This is a genomic window from uncultured Acetobacteroides sp. (genome assembly GCF_963667355.2).
Taxonomy (GTDB): Bacteria; Bacteroidota; Bacteroidia; order Bacteroidales; family ZOR0009; genus Acetobacteroides.
This window is the reverse complement of the sequence record NZ_OY763328.2, coordinates 2,470,291-2,490,486: the sequence shown is the minus strand read 5'-3', so window position 1 is coordinate 2,490,486 and position 20,196 is coordinate 2,470,291. Positions and strand designations below refer to the sequence as shown.

At 46.8% G+C, this 20,196-nt stretch carries 16 protein-coding genes; 12 read left to right on the top strand and 4 right to left on the bottom strand.

Annotated elements, in window-relative coordinates:
- Nucleotides 1–109: 109 nt before the first annotated feature.
- The 11 genes from ACHZA1_RS10300 (at nucleotide 110) to ACHZA1_RS10250 (ending at nucleotide 13,637) form a co-directional block, all read left to right on the top strand.
- Nucleotides 110–1,576 carry a S41 family peptidase gene (locus tag ACHZA1_RS10300; RefSeq protein ID WP_320051798.1) on the top strand — a complete coding sequence of 489 codons (1,467 nt, stop codon included), beginning with the start codon at nucleotides 110–112 and terminating at the stop codon, nucleotides 1,574–1,576.
- A gap of 93 nt (nucleotides 1,577–1,669) precedes the next feature.
- Entirely contained in the window at nucleotides 1,670–3,124 is a 1,455-nt protein-coding gene (locus tag ACHZA1_RS10295; RefSeq protein WP_320051797.1) for a S41 family peptidase, read from the top strand.
- 70 nt (nucleotides 3,125–3,194) lie between these two features.
- Nucleotides 3,195–4,667 carry a redoxin family protein gene (locus ACHZA1_RS10290; RefSeq protein ID WP_320051796.1) on the top strand — a complete coding sequence of 491 codons (1,473 nt, stop codon included), beginning with the start codon at nucleotides 3,195–3,197 and terminating at the stop codon, nucleotides 4,665–4,667.
- 467 nt (nucleotides 4,668–5,134) lie between these two features.
- Complete coding sequence (locus ACHZA1_RS10285) at nucleotides 5,135–5,794, top strand: hypothetical protein (RefSeq protein WP_320051795.1); 660 nt, start codon at nucleotides 5,135–5,137, stop codon at nucleotides 5,792–5,794.
- A 12-nt stretch (nucleotides 5,795–5,806) separates the two neighbouring features.
- Nucleotides 5,807–6,460: a hypothetical protein gene (locus ACHZA1_RS10280; protein WP_320051794.1), complete on the top strand. Its 654-nt coding sequence runs from the start codon at nucleotides 5,807–5,809 to the stop codon at nucleotides 6,458–6,460.
- Between the two features lie 143 nt (nucleotides 6,461–6,603).
- Nucleotides 6,604–7,788, top strand: a complete 1,185-nt coding sequence (locus tag ACHZA1_RS10275; protein WP_320051793.1) for a TlpA disulfide reductase family protein — start codon at nucleotides 6,604–6,606, stop codon at nucleotides 7,786–7,788.
- A gap of 258 nt (nucleotides 7,789–8,046) precedes the next feature.
- Nucleotides 8,047–8,616 carry a hypothetical protein gene (locus tag ACHZA1_RS10270; RefSeq protein WP_320051792.1) on the top strand — a complete coding sequence of 190 codons (570 nt, stop codon included), beginning with the start codon at nucleotides 8,047–8,049 and terminating at the stop codon, nucleotides 8,614–8,616.
- Between the two features lie 402 nt (nucleotides 8,617–9,018).
- On the top strand, nucleotides 9,019–10,368 hold the full coding sequence (locus ACHZA1_RS10265; RefSeq protein ID WP_320051791.1) for an erythromycin esterase family protein: 1,350 nt from the start codon (nucleotides 9,019–9,021) through the stop codon (nucleotides 10,366–10,368).
- 306 nt (nucleotides 10,369–10,674) lie between these two features.
- Nucleotides 10,675–11,289: a lipoprotein signal peptidase gene (locus tag ACHZA1_RS10260; RefSeq protein WP_320054906.1), complete on the top strand. Its 615-nt coding sequence runs from the start codon at nucleotides 10,675–10,677 to the stop codon at nucleotides 11,287–11,289.
- 211 nt (nucleotides 11,290–11,500) lie between these two features.
- Nucleotides 11,501–12,100: a TetR/AcrR family transcriptional regulator gene (locus ACHZA1_RS10255; RefSeq protein ID WP_320051790.1), complete on the top strand. Its 600-nt coding sequence runs from the start codon at nucleotides 11,501–11,503 to the stop codon at nucleotides 12,098–12,100.
- Nucleotides 12,101–12,110: 10 nt separating this feature from the next.
- The gene (locus ACHZA1_RS10250; RefSeq protein WP_320051789.1) at nucleotides 12,111–13,637 is read left to right on the top strand and encodes a TolC family protein; all 1,527 of its coding nucleotides are present in this window, start codon (nucleotides 12,111–12,113) and stop codon (nucleotides 13,635–13,637) included.
- Between the two features lie 459 nt (nucleotides 13,638–14,096).
- Here ACHZA1_RS10250 and ACHZA1_RS10245 read toward each other — a convergent pair whose 3' ends face one another.
- The 3 genes from ACHZA1_RS10245 to ACHZA1_RS10235 all read right to left on the bottom strand — a co-directional run bounded on the left by ACHZA1_RS10245 (nucleotide 14,097) and on the right by ACHZA1_RS10235 (nucleotide 16,638).
- The gene (locus ACHZA1_RS10245; RefSeq protein ID WP_320051788.1) at nucleotides 14,097–14,501 is read right to left on the bottom strand and encodes a hypothetical protein; all 405 of its coding nucleotides are present in this window, start codon (nucleotides 14,499–14,501) and stop codon (nucleotides 14,097–14,099) included.
- A gap of 32 nt (nucleotides 14,502–14,533) precedes the next feature.
- Nucleotides 14,534–15,817, bottom strand: a complete 1,284-nt coding sequence (locus ACHZA1_RS10240; protein ID WP_320051786.1) for a cysteate synthase — start codon at nucleotides 15,815–15,817, stop codon at nucleotides 14,534–14,536.
- A 179-nt stretch (nucleotides 15,818–15,996) separates the two neighbouring features.
- Nucleotides 15,997–16,638 (bottom strand): response regulator transcription factor, encoded by a 642-nt coding sequence (locus ACHZA1_RS10235; RefSeq protein ID WP_320051785.1) that lies wholly within the window; start codon nucleotides 16,636–16,638, stop codon nucleotides 15,997–15,999.
- Nucleotides 16,639–16,803: 165 nt separating this feature from the next.
- On the opposite strand from ACHZA1_RS10235, the gene ACHZA1_RS10230 reads away from it, so the two are divergent.
- Nucleotides 16,804–17,925 carry a hybrid sensor histidine kinase/response regulator gene (locus ACHZA1_RS10230; protein WP_320051784.1) on the top strand — a complete coding sequence of 374 codons (1,122 nt, stop codon included), beginning with the start codon at nucleotides 16,804–16,806 and terminating at the stop codon, nucleotides 17,923–17,925.
- Here ACHZA1_RS10230 and ACHZA1_RS10225 read toward each other — a convergent pair.
- Nucleotides 17,903–20,146: a sensor histidine kinase gene (locus ACHZA1_RS10225; RefSeq protein WP_320051783.1), complete on the bottom strand. Its 2,244-nt coding sequence runs from the start codon at nucleotides 20,144–20,146 to the stop codon at nucleotides 17,903–17,905. The two genes, ACHZA1_RS10230 and ACHZA1_RS10225, sit on opposite strands and share 23 nt — an antisense overlap.
- Nucleotides 20,147–20,196: the final 50 nt, after the last annotated feature.

Here is a 20,196-nt window from a genome sequence, read left to right as displayed (position 1 = left end):
ATCTTTTAACCAACCAAAAATTTATTTTTAACAAAAAAGTTGTAGACTCCAGAAATAGCAGAGGGAAGGATGGTAAGTTTACCCCATCGAAAAAAAAATTGAACCAACAATGAATACCATTACACATTACAAACGAAAAGCCCCCGTAGCCGTAGCCCTGCTCCTTGCCATATTCTGCATGGCGGGAGCTAGCGCATCAGCCCAGGTAAACAAGCGGCTGAGCAAGGCAGAGATGAAAACCGACATCGACTACTTCTTCAACACCCTTAGGCAGCACCACCCCAACCCCTACTTCTTCTGCTCGAAGGATTCGGTCGAACGCGAGAAGAGCAAGCTCGAAAGCAGCCTCCCCGATTCGCTGTGCACCTACGACTTTGCCAAGCGGATCGGCACCCTCAACCATCTTTTCGACAGCCATACTACTATCCTTTTCAATTTTTTTTACCAGGATACCACCATTCGGGTACTGCCTAAAATCATTGAGTTAAATTCTAACGACGAGGTCTACATAAGAAATAAGTTCACAAGTTCGTCAACTAGGGTAACAGCCATAAACGGATATCCCACCAAGGAAGTAATGACACGCCTCAACAGCTACTTTACAAATGAGAAAATAATTCCCTTCCAAAGTGTCAAGAAATCCTACCTAAGACGATACATCAATCTCCTAAATATTAATCCACCATTTACCTTTACCATCGCCTACAAAGACACCTCGGCAACCGTCAACATAACGGACCAGCACCTATTCGAGGACAAGCGGGTAGGCTACAAGCTCGATTTCACCCAATGCTTCAAGCACAATAAGGATCTCGACGAGATTGATGATGCCGTTATGAAAATTAATACAAAATTATCAACCGCAACTATTTACTACTTCAGCTGCAACATCAACAACAACGAAGCGGTCCAGAAAAAGATGAAAACCTTCTTCGATACGCTAAACACCCTACATATAAAAAACCTAATAATAGATATTCGTAACAACACAGGAGGAGGAGATGAGAGCAACGATATTATTACCAATTACATCAAGCACTCCAACTTTCATATCAAGCAAAATTACGAGGGAATAGTCGACCCAGAAGCAAAAAAAGAGGCGATAGAATATGTAGATACGTATAGAGCAGAGAATCTATTTAACAGGGTCTTTTACCATTTGTTGATCCCCAATCATATTCTACTCCTAAAGGAGCTCCCCGTTGGAGATAAGTACAGATGCAAAGTCTCCGATGAGGTTGAAAGATGCTCCAAAGGCTATTCGGGAAATATCTTCATCGTGCAGGGAGCCTCCACCTGCTCAGCTGCCGCCGATTTCTCCTACTGGTTTAAAAAGTCGAAGCGAGGAGTACTCGTTGGCGAAGAAACAGGTGAGGCTACCGACTGCTTTAGTAATGCATTAGAAAATGCGCTGCCCAATAGCCAACTCAGCTTCATGGTTGCACAAGGTAGGTACACCTTGCCCAATGGCTCTGTAGCAAAAGGGGTAGAACCCGATTTCTACTTTAAAACAGACCGATACGACATATTTTTAAGTGAGAGTGAAATTAGGGCGATAATCAGCTTCAAAAAGTAATTAGGATTCCTGATTAGCGCTAATGACTCGTTTATACCTACACTATGATTTCAGATGCCAGAATAGGCACAATATTAAATTAAAATAGATTTCATGCTATTTACAAAATATCAAAATGAAATAAGAGTACTAATGATTGCCATGCTATGTATGGCTAGTTTAGACTCTGTATCACAAAAAGCGCCAAAGCTGAGCAAGGCAGAGATGAAAGCCGACATCGTCTACTTCTTCAACACCCTTAGGCAGCACCACCCCACCCCCTACTTCTTCTGCTCGAAGGATTCGGTCGAACGCGAGAAGAGCAAGCTCGAAAGCAGCCTCCCCGATTCGCTGTGCACCTACGACTTTGCCAAGCGGATCGGCACCCTCAACCATCTTTTCGACAGCCATACTGCTATCCTCTTCAGTTTTCTCGATCAGGATACAACCTTTCAGGCACTACCAAAGATCGTACACGTAGATGCCAACGGCGAAATATTTATCCGGGATAAATATGCTAATGCAACAACCAAGGTAACCGCCATAAACGGATGCCCAACTAAGGAGGTAATAGCAAAACTTAACCGCTACCTTATAAATGAAAGAATTAAACCTGCCCATAAAACCAATGAGGACTACCTAACAAGCTACGTTAACCTGTTGGGCATAAGCGCACCATTTACGTTCACCATCGCGTATAAGGACACCTCAGCAACAGTCAATATAACAGAACAGCACGTATTCGAAGATAAACGGGTAGGCTATAAACTCGATTTCACCGAAAGATTCAAGTACAATAAGGATTTCGACGAGATCGATGATGCAGTTATGAAAATTAATCAAAAACTATCAACCGCCATTATCTACTACTTCAACTGCAATATCAACAACAACGAAGTAGTCCAAAAAAAGATGAAAACCTTCTTCGATACGCTAAGCACGCTAGGCATAAAGAATCTGATTGTTGATATCCGCAACAACTCCGGTGGCAGCGACTACAGCAACGATACCATCACCAGCTACATTAAGCACCCCAGCTTTCACATCACTCAAGATTATGAGGGAAAAGTTGGTGATGCCTCGAAGAAAAAGGCAACGGAATATGTTGATAGGTATAGGGCCGAGAACCTGTTTAACCGAGTATTCTACCGTTTGCTAGTACCCAACAGCATCCTTTTTTTAAGGGATACACCAATTGGAGAAACATACAAAATCAGAGATAACTCTAAGGTAGAATGCAACCCCAAAGGCTATTCGGGAAATATCTTCATTTTGCAGGGTGCCTACACCTGCTCAGCTGCCGCCGATTTCTCCTACTGGTTTAAAAGATCGAAGCGGGGAATACTAGTTGGCGAAGAAACAGGAGAGGCAACCGACTGCTTTAGTAGAGCGCTAACGGATAAACTACCCAATAGCCAACTCGACTTAATGGTTGCACAAGGAAGGTATACGCTACCCAACGGTTCTGTTGCAAAAGGGGTAGAACCCGATTTCTACTTTAAAATAGATCCCGACAACATATTCCTAAGCGATAATGAAGTTGAAAAAATAATTTGCCTAAAGAGGTAGCACAAGCATAAAATACAACCAAGCAGACATAACAGCATACAAGCCATTACCCACTAAAACATATCACCTAATGAAAAACACCAAGCACCTCATCGCGCTGATCGGCCTGCTGGCCTTCGGCGCCTTCGGCACCAAAGCTCAAACCCGGATAAGCATCAGCTTCCCGGAGGCACAGCAGGAAACCGACGTTCGCGTCTACCGCCCCATAAACGGCCTCTACAACACCAGCTATGCCGGGCGAAAAGACCGGTATATGACCCAGAACAAGCAGGTAACCGCCAGCTTTAAGGTTAACGAAGCTGGGTTTGTTGGCCTAACGGGCAAGCTGATTGAGAAAAATTTCCGATTAATCCTTACCGATGGCGACTCGGTAGCCGCACGCTTCTATAAGGATAGCGTCCGCTTCGGAGGCTCAAACGCCAAAGGGCATGCCTACTACCGCAAGCATCAGTACGACTTCTTTCACATTGTTGCAAAACATAAAGACCACATAGTACCAATCGCAGAGGTACTCTCAAGAAGCAACGACACCATACAGAAGCAGGCTCAAACCTACCGCCAGATGCTCGAAAACAGAGAAATATCCAACAATTTCTACCAGGTTGCAATGGCCGACCTTTACTGCAACTACTACAACTACATCTTTTCTCAGGATATAGAACCAAAAGCCTATTACCCACAATTCTGCTATACGAAGGAGGAATGCCAGCTGGCGCTAGACGCCATCGAGAAATCGTACAATCCCTATCAAGAGAGCAATCGAGCAGCAGCATGGTTTCATGATAACATAAAAGACAGAGTTATTTACATACGAAAGGTTGGGCTAAAAGCCGACACATCGGCAACCAACGAGGTGCTCACATCATCCAAGTATATCGAACAGGGATTAAACAGGCTACCTAATAATCTTGTAGAAGATGCCTTAGGAATGAATCTCCTAACCCAACAAAAATCTGGGCTACCGCTAGAAAAGGATTACTTGGTAACACTTCAGGAGAAGTTCCCCCAAAGTCAGTACCTTAAGTACCTCGAAGAGATGAAGGCCATACAACGTGAGGGAATAGTCGTACCCGAAAAGGTATCGGCGTTTATTAGCTGCAGAACCGAGCAGGAAAAGCTTATTATCGAGAACGAAAAGGCATCGCAACCCAATACGCTAAAGGAGCTCGTAGCATGGCTAAACGGGCGTAAGGCATTCGTCGATGTTTGGGCTCCTTGGTGTAGTCCCTGCGTGCAGGAGTTTAAGCAACACGCACAAACCAGCTTTGCGCTACGGATGCTAGGCTACACCCCTGTATTTATTTCATTAAACACCAACGATAAGATGAAATCGATGTGGCAGCAGCGGATTATAGACGACAGGCTTACCGGCTACCACATATCGGCCAGCAAGGAGCTGATTAAAGAGCTAGAGGAGCTAGTAGGAAAAGCGATTCCAAGGTACGTTGTTATTGGCTCGAATGGAGATATTCTAAGCAAGGATGCACCTCGTCCAAGCAATCGCGATTTTATGAAATTCCTTTCTGGGTTAGGTAAACAGTAGCTAATAAAAGGGGCTGCCCTATACTTTTGGGGCTGCCCCTTTTCTGCCTTTTTTATCCCTGCCGAAGTCTAGATTCAAATATTCGATTCTCCAGAACATACGTGGACTTTTTTGGGACTGTTCTAACGACAGAAATTGTAGATACCGCCGCCATTGTAATATGGTTAGCTATTTCGGATACTTTTTAGCAAAAAAACTGCAAACTCCAGAAATAGCGGAGTGAACGAAAATGTTGACCTGAAACTAACCCGCATTTGACCGTAAAGCTATACCAGCAGCCACCTTTAAGCTCGTAAGTTTACTCGCGAAACTTCGAAATGAAGAAAAGATGCCAGCAAATGCCGAATGTAAATTTTAGGTAAATTGGCATCGCCGCTAGATTTAGCTTGTAGGTACCGCTACGTTGCAACCTAACCGCCAAATCTACGCTAGTAGAATAACCGCATACCAACCAAAAACAATACAAGATGAAGAATATTGCCCTAGCAGCGCTGCTCATCTTCGGCGCATCGGCGTTGCCTGCACAAAAAACGTTTACCGGCAGCGTCAAATTTAAGGTATCCTCAAGCAAGCCAGCCCACGCGGGATACACGTTCGACACCATCACCTACTCGTACTACAGCAACGGAGCCTTTGTCGACCACAGAACCAGCTCCTGCGCCAACTTCTCCTACCCCGAAATCACGGTGGAAACCGACTCGGCCTACTTCATAAAGTACAATGGATCGCAGAATCAGATTTCTCGGCAAGAGAGGCTCAACAACATGGTTCGGCGTGCAACCGCAACCAACGAATACCAAACCATCCTAAACCACCGCTGCCAGAAGTACGTGGTTAAGCAAACCATTAAAGATGGCGTAACCCTAACCGCCTACTGGTGGATCGCACAAGATCTGGTTCTAAAAGGTAGCTACAGCCAAATGCTGGCGGAGAATAAGGGATGCCCGCTAAAGTACGAGCTGCTTAGGGAGAATGATGACCCTGCCAAATCCTACATAGAGGTTCGAGAAGCCGTAGAGATCAGGGAGACAACCCAGCCATTCGATCTTGCCGGCTTCCTAAAGGGCAAGCCCGTATCGCCCTACAGCCTCGAAACGGCAAAAAGAGGGCTACAGGTAAACCAATAACGAAGTGAAGTCATGAAGCATTTGAAATTTATCCTAGTTGCGGTAGCCATAGCAACGGCCGTAACCATTTCGTGGGGTCAAGGAAGCTTCCATGGAAGCATTAAGTTCAAAATATACGCTGTAGGTAAACCTGTACTTCCGCTATTCGACAGCGCTATGTATACGTACTGTAGCAATGGATTTTTTATTGAGCATGTTTTTGACTCAGATCCCTCACATTTTCAGTTTGAGAAAATGATTACAGATGATTCAACCAACTATACGCAGTTTAAAGGAGAGAGTAATACGATTCTAATCTCAAAAGCTAGTCAGAGTGTAGCCAGAAAAGTTGAGACGACTGATGAATTTCAAACCATATTGAATCATCGTTGCCAAAAATACATTGTAAAGAGGCTTGTTGACGATAGCACAACCATTACAGAGAATTGGTGGATTGCCTCTGATTTAAAGTTAGCAGGAAACTATCCCCGTAAGCTCGAAGAAAATCCGGGTTGCCCTTTAAAGTATGAGCTGCTTCGTGAACGAAGGGATGGTAAAAAGGGTTATATCGAGGTGTTTGAAGCAGTAGAGATCAGACCTTCTGACGTTCATTTTGATTTGGAATCTTTTCTAAAGGGGAAGAATGTAACAACAAAGAATCCCCTCGAACCCTTTTTTAGACATTGAATCAATAGCGCCCTAAGCATACGGTGGTTTTCAAAGTAACAAAAGAGGCGTATTCTACCAGCCGAAGCGGCAGAAACAAGAATCAAAAACAAGACTAAAGGTTTTACTGCTTTTTAATACCATAAAAAGCAGACGTTACTATTATGAAAAAGCGAACAATACTCCCTTTACTTTTACTCCTTTCACTAGTCTCCGCCAAAGCACCTTGTGCTGGGCATAGCACTGTTATAGTAGGAACTTTAAAGAATAGTCCACCACAAAAGGTGCTACTTCATACCTTCATCAACAATAAAAGCTTCGTTGTCGACAGCACCGTCACCGACTCGCTAACCGGCAAGTTTATGTTTCACCTCAACATCTCTCGCCAGACAAGATTCTCTTTTCAGCTAACAAAAAAGTATATCCGCTTTCTAACCTACAGTATCTCGCCAGGCGACTCGCTTATATTCACCGCCAACTGCAACGATCGATTAGATATAAACGATATAAGCATCGAAGGTTCGAAGTGTGGAATAGAAAGGCTGTGGTACGCGAAGAATAGGTTCCCTCTAGTCGATAAGAAAGCACAACTGGAGAAAATGCTTGCCAACAGCAAGGGGAACAGCAAGGAGCTTGCCGATTCCATTGCCTCCATTAAGCGCATGCTGCACAAAATTGATTTAACCTACTCCCATACTACCAATGAAGTTAACATGCTAGACTATATTGGTACAATAAGTAGGGAAATCAGTGAGGATTCCTGCATTATTATCATTCGTAACGCCCTAAAAAGAATCCCCGATTCGAAGATACTTGCGGAACGATACAATACCCTTGTCGAAAAGCAAAAGGACAATGCGCTTAGAGGCAAGATGCTAAATAAGAAGATGCCAATATTTAGGTTAGAAGACACAAATGGAATACTAGTAAAAAACAATCGATTCAATGGAGAATACCAGCTGTACGACTTTTGGGCTAGCTGGTGCACTCCCTGCCGTAACGAAACGCCCATCATAAAAAAGGCTGTTGAACTCTCGAATGGGAAGCTTAGGGTAGTTGCCGTTTCGATAGATGAAGATAGAGATAAGTGGCTTAGAGCAATTCAAGAAGATGCTACAGGTGCCTACACCCATCTTATTTTTCCCAAAGATGGATGGAAAAGCATAAAAAGCGCCCTCCACATCGTGGGAATCCCCTGTATATTCCTTGTAGATCCCAACGGAACTATAATCGATATTAACCTCAGGGGAGAACATCTTATTGACAGGATAAAAAAATTATACGATACGCCAGTAACATCCCATGAAAGAATTCAAGCAACACCAGCCTCCTTAAATAGAGCGCTCTAACAAATGTACGAGAAGCCGTAGAGATCAGGAAGGCTCCACAGCCATTCGATCTTGCCGGCTTCCTAAAGGTTAAGCCCGTATCGCCCTACAGCCTCGAAGCGGCAAAAAGAGGGTTACAGGTAAACCTATAACAAAGTTCTTTTGACGAATCAAACCAATAACTTTACGCTGTTTTGTATGGTCACTTTTAAAACGGCTACTACCTCCAAATAAAGCAGAACCTATACCATACGAAATCCATCAAATCCTACATAAGCTATGAGAATGTTCCTACATATTAAGCACTGGCAAGTTTTTACGCTAACCTTTGTAGTGCCCGCGCTGCTCTTCTTGGTTGAAATATCGCTTGCAAGCCACTCGTACTCGCATTATTCCAACAGCCTCCAAGCGGTCAACGAAAATCTTGGAGTGAAGCTGCTAACCTTGCTTCTTCACACGGCCTGCTATGCTATGGTTACCGTATGGTACTGGGTTGTTGGTTGCAACCTGCATGCCATTAGCCCGAAGAAGACAAGACCGAGCATATCCCGATTTAAGCTGTGCATCATGCTATCTCTTGCAGTTGCTATAGCTGCAGATGCAGCGCCCCTATTGGGGCTCCACAACGTCAAAGGCTATGCGGCATTTATTACACTCGTTACGGGTATATACGCTTATATTTACTGCACGCTATTTATTCAGAAACTGGTAAGAGCCATCGAGTCGAATGATACCCCCGAAGAGGATGATAAAGCCATCTTCTTTATTCTTTGGCTCATCTTTCCGCTGGGTATTTGGTTTATACAGCCACGAATCAATAGTATTTTCAAAAGGCAAAAGTGTGCATAAAAAAATCGGCAAAGTGGCTATCGTAAATAAACAGCTGCGTCCCCTCTTTATAATGCACAGCACAACAATCTTTCACCTCCTCCTACTATGAAAAATGGAATAGCCCTAGCAACATTTCTTTGCTGTCTTGCCACACTTCCAAATATATCACTATGCGCCAATCCAAATAGGCAAAGATCATTCTTCGACTTTCCTTCAGCAAAATCGCCTCTAAGTAGGTGGTCTATACAGAACCATTTTACAACTTTAATCCATCGTAACGCGGATACAACCCTTTTTATTCCCTTCAATTCTGACAAACCTCGTTTCATCGAATTCTACTGCAGAATCCCATTGCCATCGGATGCCAAAAACCTTGCCATCAAATTCTCCTATCGGTCAATACAATGCAAAAACTATAGGATGATTATAAGCGGCAACCACAATAGCTTAGACGACACGCTAAAATTAGAAGATACTAAAAACAGGTGGCAGCAAAGAGCGCATAACTACAAAATTCCTCCAAAAACTACCGATCTGCTTCTCCGATTTGAGGCGGAAAATTATAACTCCTTCGTTTGGTTAACAAAACCTAGCGTAAAAATCGATGGGAAGGAATATCTTTCCGAACCTGTTTCTATACCCAATACCGTACAGGAGGAGAATCAAGCGGCAAATAATCCTCTACTAAATACCACTTTTGCAGCTCATAGCAGCACCAAAATTGTAGCATTTGGTGAGACTATACATTACACTAACGAGCTTATAGCAAAGATTCTAGCATCAATGTGGTCGATGGTAAAATCTGGCAACACCAAATTGCTACTATTCGAGTTGTCTCCCGCAGAATGTTACCTTGCCAATCTTTACGTTAATGGCACTATAGATAAGAACGAATATGATCGGCAAACATATATCGCTAAACATGCAGATTATCATACAAGTCACCTCTTACTATCAAAAAATGGCTTTCTTGATTCTATTCGCTACTATAACTCCAAGAATATAGATAGCAGTATTACCATTGCTGGTATTGATCTTGACATGCCAGACAAAGAACTATTACAAAATATTTTCAATAGTTTCCCTGACACCTGCCTTACAACGCTAAAAGCAAAGATTAACTCCTGTCAAAAAACATCCATATTCGATACTTTAAATCCCCAAAAAGCGATAATAACCGCTTTAAATAGGATCAATATCAACAATTGTTCTAGCTTTTGGTCTTCCTACCTAGTAAGTACCTCTAGGAACATTTATAATCTTGGAACTGATCTAGACGATCGAGATTACAAGATGTTTGCAAATGCAAAGCTGCTTATAGAACGATTCAGTAGGGGAAAACAGGTAGCCATTTATGCCCATTGGTGTCATGCTACAACAAAAAAGAATACAGCGCCTTGGGTAGCAGTAAGAACGCCCTTGGGCTACCATTTGTCCAAAGAGTTCGGTAGTGCCTATCGCACAATTGCCCTTTGCGGTGGTTCTGGGATTGGTGTTTCAATGAACAGTAATGGCAATCCTTACAATTACAAAATAGAAAAACCAGAAAAAGGTAGCCTAGAAAATTACCTATACCAATACAAGAGCCCCGAATGCTATATCGATTTTACAACAGCGAGCATTCCGTCTTCGGTAAAATATATTCGTATATTGGGCAATACCAGCCGCATTGGGCAGTTCATTCCAATAGAAGAAGCTGGAATTCCAAATGCCGTAATTTTTGTAAGAGATATTACACCTATTAAAACATACGAATATATTGATAACTAGAAACCAGCCCTGTGTTTTTTGCTGCTTCTACGCGCATTGTTCCGCACAATCCGCTCACACAGTTCTCTACTCAAAGTCATAATGAGAAATAAGGATGTGGATTCTTGCGCTGTTGTTCTGAGTCTTATCCACAACCAAGAGAGAATGGGTTGTAAAAGCAAAGGAGTAAAGCTGTAGCGTTCATTCAAAATATGGAGAAGTTCCACGCTCTCTTTTTTCATGCTAGTCAGCAGATGTAACCGCTACAGGTTTCATATTCAGAGAATGAATTATATCTTTGCCCCTCAAACTATAAGATACCAGCTAATGAAGCTCACCTTAGGCCAAAAGGCAGCCCTTATTGTTGTTGCCATCCTAATTGTCGATCAAATTATTAAAATATGGATTAAGACCCACATGATGCTGGGCGACTCGTACTCCATCTTCGGGAATTGGTCGTACATCCACTTTACCGAAAACTACGGAATGGCATTTGGCCTAGAGTTCTGGGGTAAGTTTGGCAAAATTCTCCTTAGCCTTTTCCGTATTGCAGCGGTAGTGGCCATTGGGTACTACATGCGCCACCTTATCCGCACCAGTAAGGCAACCACCGGATCGATCGTTGGCTTGGCGCTTATCATGGCTGGGGCACTAGGCAATATTCTCGATAGCGCCTTCTACGGACTTATCTTCAACGACTCGTGGGGACAGGTAGCCCAATTCCTCCCCGATGGTGGCGGATACGCCAGCTTCCTTCACGGTAGGGTGGTAGATATGTTTTACTTCCCGCTCGTCGAGGGGCACTTCCCCAGCTGGATTCCTGTTTGGGGTGGCGAGGATTTCATCTTCTTCCGCCCTGTATTTAACTTTGCCGATGCCTCAATCTCAATTGGCGTAGTTTACATCCTACTGTTTCAGCGAAAGCTCTTTTCTCAGGATTAAGGAAATAGCATCACATAAAACAACAAGGCCTCCAGGGATCAACCCTTTGGAGGCCTTTCTTTTTGCCGCAATGCCATTTATCATCTTTCCACAGGCCATCTCAAAGCGCTTAGCCTCTCGATAAACCTCCAACATTTAAGCTTATTTAGAATTCTAGGAATCAATATTTACCCTACTTTTGAACGATTTAAATTTTTGTTCAAATCATCAGATGAGAGAAGTAGCAACAGCGGCAAAAGACGACCAAAGGGAGATCATTATAAAAGCTGCAACGGATGTATTTGCAAAATACGGCTACAAGAAGGCAACGCTCGAATCCATCGGCCAGTCGATAGGCAAGGTGAAGAGCTTCGTTTACTACTACTTCAGGAATAAGGAGGAGCTGTTTGAGGCGGTTATCGACAACGAGGTCGACCAGCTTCGCAGCAGGTTTGAGCAGATACACACCTCCGATGCACCTGCCTGCCAAAAGATGGAGGAGTACGCCAAAAGGCGCATGTCGCTCATTTTTCAGCTGGCCAACTACTTCAGCCTAATCAGCAATGGGGTGCTAATAAACCCCTCGCTTACCGATAAGCTGCGCCGGAAGTACGACGAAAAGGAGGTTGGGCACATCAAGATGATTCTGGGGCAGGGGATGGAGGCCGGTGAGTTTCGCATCAAGGATGTGGAGCTAGCATCGCTGGCCCTTTTCACCGTGCTTAAGGGGCTCGAGATTCCGCTGTTTACGAGCAACGAGAGCCAAACGAACATCGACAAGCGCATTGACGATTTACTTGCGATAATTTTTAACGGAATACGATCAAAATAGAGGTACAACTATGAGGAAGACCGCAGTCTTTTGGGTACTTGCAGTAAGCAGCTGGGCTGCTACGGCGCAGACACCAGCCACACCACTAACCTTAGAGCAATGCCGCAAGATGGCATTGGAGCACAACAAAAAGGCGCAAATATCGGGGGCAAAGGTAGAGGCTGCCGATGCCCTTAGCAAAGCCGCTAGGACGCAGTACCTGCCCAACATCAGCTTTACCGGATCGTACCTGCGAACCAACAACGCATTCCAGCTCCTCAGCGAGGATAAGCTGCTGCCCGTGGGAACTAGAATGGATAATGGCAGCTTTGGCTTCGACCTGCCAAGCCCTACAACTGGTAAGCTAACCTCCAACTCGCTAAACAACCAGTGGGGAATGACTACCGGAGCCGATGGGAAGCCTGCCTACCTCCCCAAAGACAAAGACGGGAACTTCTTTAACCCCAAGACCAACCCCGAGAAGCTGGACTGGAAGAACTACGCCTACCTCCCAGCCGATCAGACCAAGGTGGAGAACAAAAACTACTACCTCGGAGCGGTAACCCTTCTGCAACCCGTGTACCTAGGGGGTAAGGTGCGGGAGCTAAACAAGATGGCCGGCTACGCCAAGAATATTGCCGAAACAAAGAAGAAGCTCGACGATACCGAGGTTCTCTACTACGTTGACGAGGCCTACTGGCGAGTGGTATCGCTTCAGGAAAAGGTAAAGCTGGCGCAAGACTACACCAACCTGGTTACCCGCCTCAATAGCGACGTGGAGGATATGTTTAAGGAAGGGGTGATCACCCGCAACGACCTGCTGAAGGTAAAGGTAAAGGTAAACGAGGTGGAGCTCAACCTGACAAAGGCTCAGGACGGGCTCGAACTATCCAAGATGGCCCTCTGCCAGGAGATCGGCATTCCGCTCGAATCGGATGTTAAGCTATCCGACCTGCCCAAGCCCCAGCTCACCAGCCTAAGCGATACCGGCTACGCCGACCGCGCCCTTGCCCACCGCAACGAAATAGTAGCCCTCGACCTGGCATCCAAAATAGCCCAATCGAACGTAAACATCATGAAATCGCGCTTTATGCCCAACGTGGTGCTTACGGCAAACTACATGGCCTCGAACCCCAACCCCTACAAGGGCTTTACCAACGAATTTGGGTTCGACTGGAACGTGGGCGTTGTGGTAAACGTGCCCATCTTCCACTGGGGCGAGCGCAACCAGACGCTACGTGCCGCCAGGGTGGAGCAAAAGGTGGCCGACCTGAACATCGAGGAGGCCAAGGAAAAGATTACGCTACAGGTGAGGCAGGCCATGTTTAAGGTGAACGAGTCCAACCGCCGCGTAGCCATGACCAAGAAGAGCATCGACCGCGCGGAGGAGAACCTAAAGGTGGCCAACGATGGCTTCAAGGAGGGCATCCTCTCGGCATCGGACGTGCTTGAGGCGCAAGCCCTCTGGCAGAGCGCCATCTCCGAAAATATTGAGGCCCGCAACGAGGCCATGCTAAGCGAGACGAACCTCAAGAAGGTACTTGGCGAGCTGCGATAGCTGTGCCCATAATTTGAACCAGCATTCAAATTACCCTAAAGCTCCCGATGGTATGTGGTGTACGTCGGGAGCATTTTTTTTAAAAATCTGGTAGGGTAAAGCAAAAGTTAGGTGTATTACCCTCAGAAAAGGATGAGCGAGCCGCCGAGCGCGGCAGCGTAGTCCTCACAGAAATGGTATCGTTACAGATGCTACCTGGTTGTTGAACGCTTGCTGCTTCTTGACGAACCGGCAAGCCCCAAAAAGAGAAGTTTTTTAGTGGGTCTTATGAATGAGTTTTTTTAGTTTTTATGTTAACCTTACATACTAAAGGGCGAGATTGTTGACGAAACAGTACTCGCCTTTGTTTTTTCCCCACGCCCCCACGCTGCCCCAGCATGCGCCCATCGCTTGCCGCGCAGCACCAGCCACCTTCCTCCATGCATGAACGAAAAGGTACTGCAGCCCCCTGCAGAAGCTTTATGCATACATATAAAGGCATTCGCCAGTAAAATCTTCCTTGTATGCATACATATAAAGATAAAACGGTCCAGAGCAGGCGTTGTATGCGTACATACAAGCACCATCATCATCGAAAACTTTTTTATATGCATACATATAAAAGCACTCGTCGGCAAAATCATCTTTATATGTATACATACAAAGGCGAAACAGCCCGAAGCGGTCGTTATATGCATACATACAAGCACCGTCATCATCAAAAACTTTCTTATATGCATACATACAAAGATGAAGCGGGCTGAAGCAGGCGTTATATGCATGCATATTTCCATGGGTACGGTTGGCGGCTGGGCGGCATGCCGGCATCATCGGCCTAAAACTTGAAGCGCTGGCAAAAAAACAGGGGGGAGATGCCTCTGGCACCTCCCCCCTCTATGCTGATCTGCAAGCGCTGCCTACCGGGCAAGCGCCTGCTTTACCTCGTCGAGCGTTGGGTTGTAGCCAAACACGGCCGAAGGCTTTAGGTAGAAGAGCTGGTGCTCGCGCTTGTAGCGCTTCTCGCCCCCGCCGGTGATGTTGAGCATGATGGTGGCGTCCTTGTCGATCCTGCCCGCCTTGGCTTCGCTGATGAGCGTTGCCACCGCTACGGCGGGGGCCAGGTGGATGTCGATCCCCTCGAGCTGCTCGAAGAGCTCGGCGGCGGCGAAGGCCTCCTCGTTGGTGGCCACCAGGAAGTCGCCACCGGCATCCTTCATCGCGTCGAACAGCCCCCCGGCCACGGCGTAGGGCGGCTTGCGGTTGGAGAGCACCTTGGCCACGATGGCCTCCACCTTGTGGCGGGCGTCATCATCATCCATAGGAAGAAGCGCGCGCGAGTCGGCCCTCCAGGCGTCGGCCATGGGGGTGAAGGGGGCATTCTGCGAAACCATCAGCTGGGCCTTGCCGGCGCCAAAGCGGCCGTCGGCAATCAGGCGCAGGTTGGCCTCCCAGGCGGCAATGGCGCCCGTTCCGCTTCCTACGGCCTGGAAGTAGTAGTCGGGAATGCGCCCGATGGCGGTGGCCGCCGAGAGCATGGTGGTGCCCATCCCGTCGCGGCGGGCGATATTCTTAGCGCCTCCCTCGGTGATGTAGCCGTCGAGCTGGCTCACCAGGTTCGAGAGGTTGATGGCGTCGAAGTAGTCGGCCCCCGCCTTGGGGCATATCAGCCGCACGCAGCTGTCGAGCGGGGCGTCGAACCAGAGCGCGTCGAGGTTGTCCTCGGGCACGCAAAGGATAAGCGGGATGCGGTTGTCGGAGCACACCTTGGCAAAGGCCCGGGCCGTGTTGCCCGCCGAGGCCACCACCAGCGTCTGGGAGGTGTCCATCAGCCTCCCGCAAACCGAGTAGGCCTCCGTCTCCTTAAACGAGCAGGTGCGGTTGTGGGCGCCGCGCTCGGGCCACCATCCGGTAAAGGTTACGTATAGGTTCGATAGGCCCAGCTCCTTGGCCAGCCGCTCGCTCTTGTAGGTTACCGGGGCCGACGAGCCGGCAAGCGTCCGCCCAATGGGGAGCCAGTCGGCAAACTTGTAGATGCCCCAGGCGTCATCTTTTACGTTAAGCTGCTTCTCCTCGTAAATGGCCCTCACGAGGCTGGGCTTTTCCTCGCCCAGCGGGTCGAGCATCCAACCAGAATCCTCAAACGTATGTCCGGTTGCAACAGATTGTAAAACGTAGCTGGTTTTGCCTATCACTTCATTCATTGTTTATATCGCTAAAGGATTCCAAAATTAGCATTTTTGCCCGTTGATGCCATCGCCAGCGGCCGTTAATGCCCGCAGGAGGCCAACTTTTCGGATTTTAGGGCCCCTCCATCCAGCAGCAAGGGGCGCCGCTACCGAAGTAGGGGCACCCCTTGCTGCCGGATGGCGACCACCGGGCCTTACTCCACGGTAAGGATTCTATTCTTGTAGGCGTAGGAGATCAGCTCGGCCGTATTCTGGACGTCCAGCTTCGAGTAAATGTTGTTCCGATGGTTGGATACCGTTTTTACGCTGATGCTTAGCACCTCCCCAATCTTCTCGGACGAATACCCCTTGGCAATTAGGTTGACAATCTCCTCCTCGCGCTTCGAGAGCTTGTTCTGCTTGGTTTTGCCCGCTTTCTGCGTGAGCATCTTGCCGAATAGCGGCAGAAGCACCTCCGAGTAGTAGCACTTCCCCCCGAATACCGTCCGTATCGCCCGTTCGAGCTCCTCCGAGCCAATATCCTTGATCACGTATCCGCTAACCCCGGCCTCCAGCATCTTCTGGAGGTACATCTCCTGATCGAACATGGTGATGGCCAGCATCCGTACCTGGGGGTACTCGTTGCTAATTATCGATGCCGCCTCAATCCCATCCATCTCCGGCATCATGATATCCAGCAAAACAACATCCACCTCCTGCAAGGCCAGCTCGTCGAGCAGCGCCCTGCCATTGACGGCAACAACGTTCAGATCAAAATCCGAAACCCTACGAAGGACGGAAACCATCCCACGCCGAAACAGCTCATTGTCTTCGGCAAGTGCAATACGGATAGACATAAAAATGGTATTAGCTGCTCGAATTTAGTTATTATCCCTCAACTTGCATGCTTTCTTAATAAAAACATCACCCCTTTAACATTTTATCCAAAATCGCCGCATTCGTGTAGCTTTATTTGCCGAAAAGTATACTTTTGGAGCAGCCTTGCTAAAGACTAGAGAAGAATGGGAACCGAGAGCTATAAAAAGATCCTGATTGTTGACGATGAAGCCGACAACCTTCAGCTCATCGTTGAGTCAATCGAAGCGATGGAGCAGCCCTACAACATCCTTTTGGCGAACAATGCCGTAAAGGCCATCACCATTATCAAGGACGAAGTCCCCGACCTCATCATCACCGACTGGGAGATGCCGGGCATGGACGGGGTCGACCTCATACGGATGGTAAAGGAAGATGAAAAGATTTCCCACATCCCCATCCTCATGTGCACCGGGGTAATGGTGAGCGCCGCGCACCTGAAGGCTGCGTTGGAGGCAGGTGCCGTAGACTACATCCGCAAGCCGTTCGATAAGATTGAGCTCAACGCCCGCCTCAACACCATGATGAAGCTCTCGGAGAGCACCCAAAAGATTCTCGACCTCAACAGGAAGAAGGAGGGGCTGCTTTCCATCATAGCGCACGACCTGCGAAGCCCGCTCTACGGCATTAAGTACCTCGCCAAGGTGACCATAGACGAGCTGAACAGCAACAACAACGCACAGGGAGTTGACGCCCTTGCCCAAATTGAAGAGCAGGCTGCTGCAACCTGCGATCTCCTGAACAACCTTCTGCTTTGGATTAAGCTGCCGGGAAGCACCAACTTCTATCACCCCAAAGCGCAAAGCATAAAATGCACCATAGAGGAGAGCACGAACCTATTCCGCACAACGCTCAACGAGATGAAGGTTCGCCTAACCCTTTCGGTCGAAGATGCAACGGCAAGCTTCGATAAGGAGCTTATAGCATCAGTAATCCGCAACCTAATTTCCAACGCCATCAAGTTTAGCGATGCCGGAGGCGAAGTGTCCATATCCTCCTCAGTAAAAAAAGATGCTGTAGTGGTAAAAGTATCCGATACAGGGGCTGGGATGAGCGAAGAACAGGTTAAGCGCATTACCACTCCACCTGCCAACTTGTACGAGTCAAACTCGTCGCGCACCAAAGGCTGGGGAATTGGCCTAAAGCTAGCAGCTATAATTCTAGACCTCCACAACACCCAGCTAAATGTCGAAAGCCATCAAGGAAAAGGCACCTCCATTTGGTTTTCGCTGCCGCTAACCCCTTCTAATGTAAAAGTTGCGCAGTAGCTTTTAGCTGCTGCGTATAGCGCTGCTCATTACCGGTCCACACCGACGAAAGAAGGGTATCAATCCATTCCATTATGGAAGGATTCCCCTTGGGCATCTCGTTGCTAAGCACCTTGCGAATCCGCGATGCCTTGTAAACCTCTATTTCCAGCAAAGATGATATCACCTTTTGAAAGGCAACCTTCTCCTCGTCGCTTTGGAATGTTGGCAACTCATACGATACATTAGGGACGGATTCCTCGCTGATGTTTGGTTCTAATTCCTCCAATTTCTGGTTGGAAGACAATGGCAGCGTAAACCACATCTGCGTCCCCTTCCCCATCTCCGATTCAAACCCAATTGTTCCCCCATGAGCCTCAACAGCCATCTTGCAAAAGGTCAGCCCAAGCCCAGTTGGCTTCACTCGCCCCAACATTTGCTCGTTGTAGCTGCCATATTTTTCGAAGATCAACTCCCCCTTATCCATCGGGATTCCTGGTCCCTTATCCGTAATGAAGAATCGTATGTTACCATCATCAATTGCACAGGAAAGCACCACCTCCGAATTCATGGGGGTATACTTCAGCGCGTTGGTAAGCAGGTTGGTAAAAATGCGCTCTACTACGTCGGCATCAATATCCAGCTCTATGTTGGCAGCGATTTTATTTACCAAGCTAATGCCATGCTGCGCTGCAAAGTAGCTTACACTTGAGAGCGATTTCTCCACTACCGTTCCAATAAGAATGTTATGCCTATTAAGCATCATCTTATCATTCTCGTACTTCTGAATATCGAGTATATTCTGAACCAAGCTAAGCATCTGCTGGCCTGCCGATGTAATTTTGGCATCGTTCGAGTAGTTGAGCACCATGTTTAGGGGATTCTTCAGATCGTGCACAATCATGGCGGTAAGCGCATTCTTAAGCCTATCCACCTTTACCAGCTTTTCGTTGACGCGCTTAAGCTCTTCTGCCTTACTTTCGATTTCCTGCTTCTGAAACGAGATGGATTGCGTTCGTTCCTCCACAACATCCTCCAGTTCCTTATTGTACTGCTGCAACTTTCGCGATAGAATCTCAACATCGTAAAAAGCAACGGAGGCTTTCTTGGATAACACAAATGCTTGCGAGAAAACCATAACAAACAACCCCAGTGGCATTAGAAACGAAGTGTCGACCATGCCATTGTAGAACAGGATATCGTTCATCATCACCGCAAACAAAAAGCAATACCCCAATAGCAGCACTAACGAATTGCTATACCTACAATAGATTGCCATCAACAAAATGTAGAAAACATAGCCGCCCTCTACAAGAAGAATGAACTGATAGGCAATTGGCGTGTAGGTGAAGTAAGTTGAGGGAAGAATTAAAACTATCGCCACAAAAAAAGCGGCCACCCCATAGCACACCTTTAGTATTTTTGATGATGTAAGCGTGGGGTAGATTTGCTCGATGAAGTGAAGGAAAACAGGTCCTGCCAATATGTAGGAAAAGTACTCGAACTTTACGGCAACTAACCAATCGAGCTGAGGAAAAAATAAAAATATCAGCTTCTCCCCAGTAGTGAGCAATCGAATTGTAATAATGCAGCACATGATGCTAAACACCAGCGACGACTTGTCCTTTCGCCTGTAGAGATAGAGCACCAAGTGGTAGAGCGCCATCACCAAAAACACGCCCAAAATAAAGAAGTTGGAACCAACAACCTTTTGCTTGAGATCGACAACATCAGTAGCCTGCCCAAGTATCATGGTGTCTTCGGGTCCTCCCTTCCAATGCTGAAAATTGGATATTTGTATAACTACTTCGGTTAAGCTATTACATGTGTAAAAGTAAAGCTCGCGCCGATGCCAGCTTGGCTCTGTATGTTCCTCCGATTTACCGACCTTACCGCATTCGGCTTTCAGCATTCCATCAATAAAAATTCGATAGGAACAATCTAATTCCCGGATTTTAAGCCCGTACGACTTATTCCTATCTAGGTTGAGCCAAAAACGAAGCGTGGCGCAACCTTGTCCTCCAATCTTCTTACCGTTTACCTCTTTCCCGTTCCATAATCCGGGAATTTTTAAGTAACCATCCTTTTGCGGCGCTGATATCTTGAACTCGTTGGGCGAGATTAGCCTATTCCAGTAGAACTCCACATTGCCGTTCATCCCGTAAAACTTTCCAGGCTCCATCTCACCCTTTAAGCTGCAAACCCCATCCTTGATAGTTGCAAGGGTTTTCTTGTTGCTCATGGCATTATAGCCATAGCGCACCATAAAAAAGAGCGGGATAAGCAGCAAAA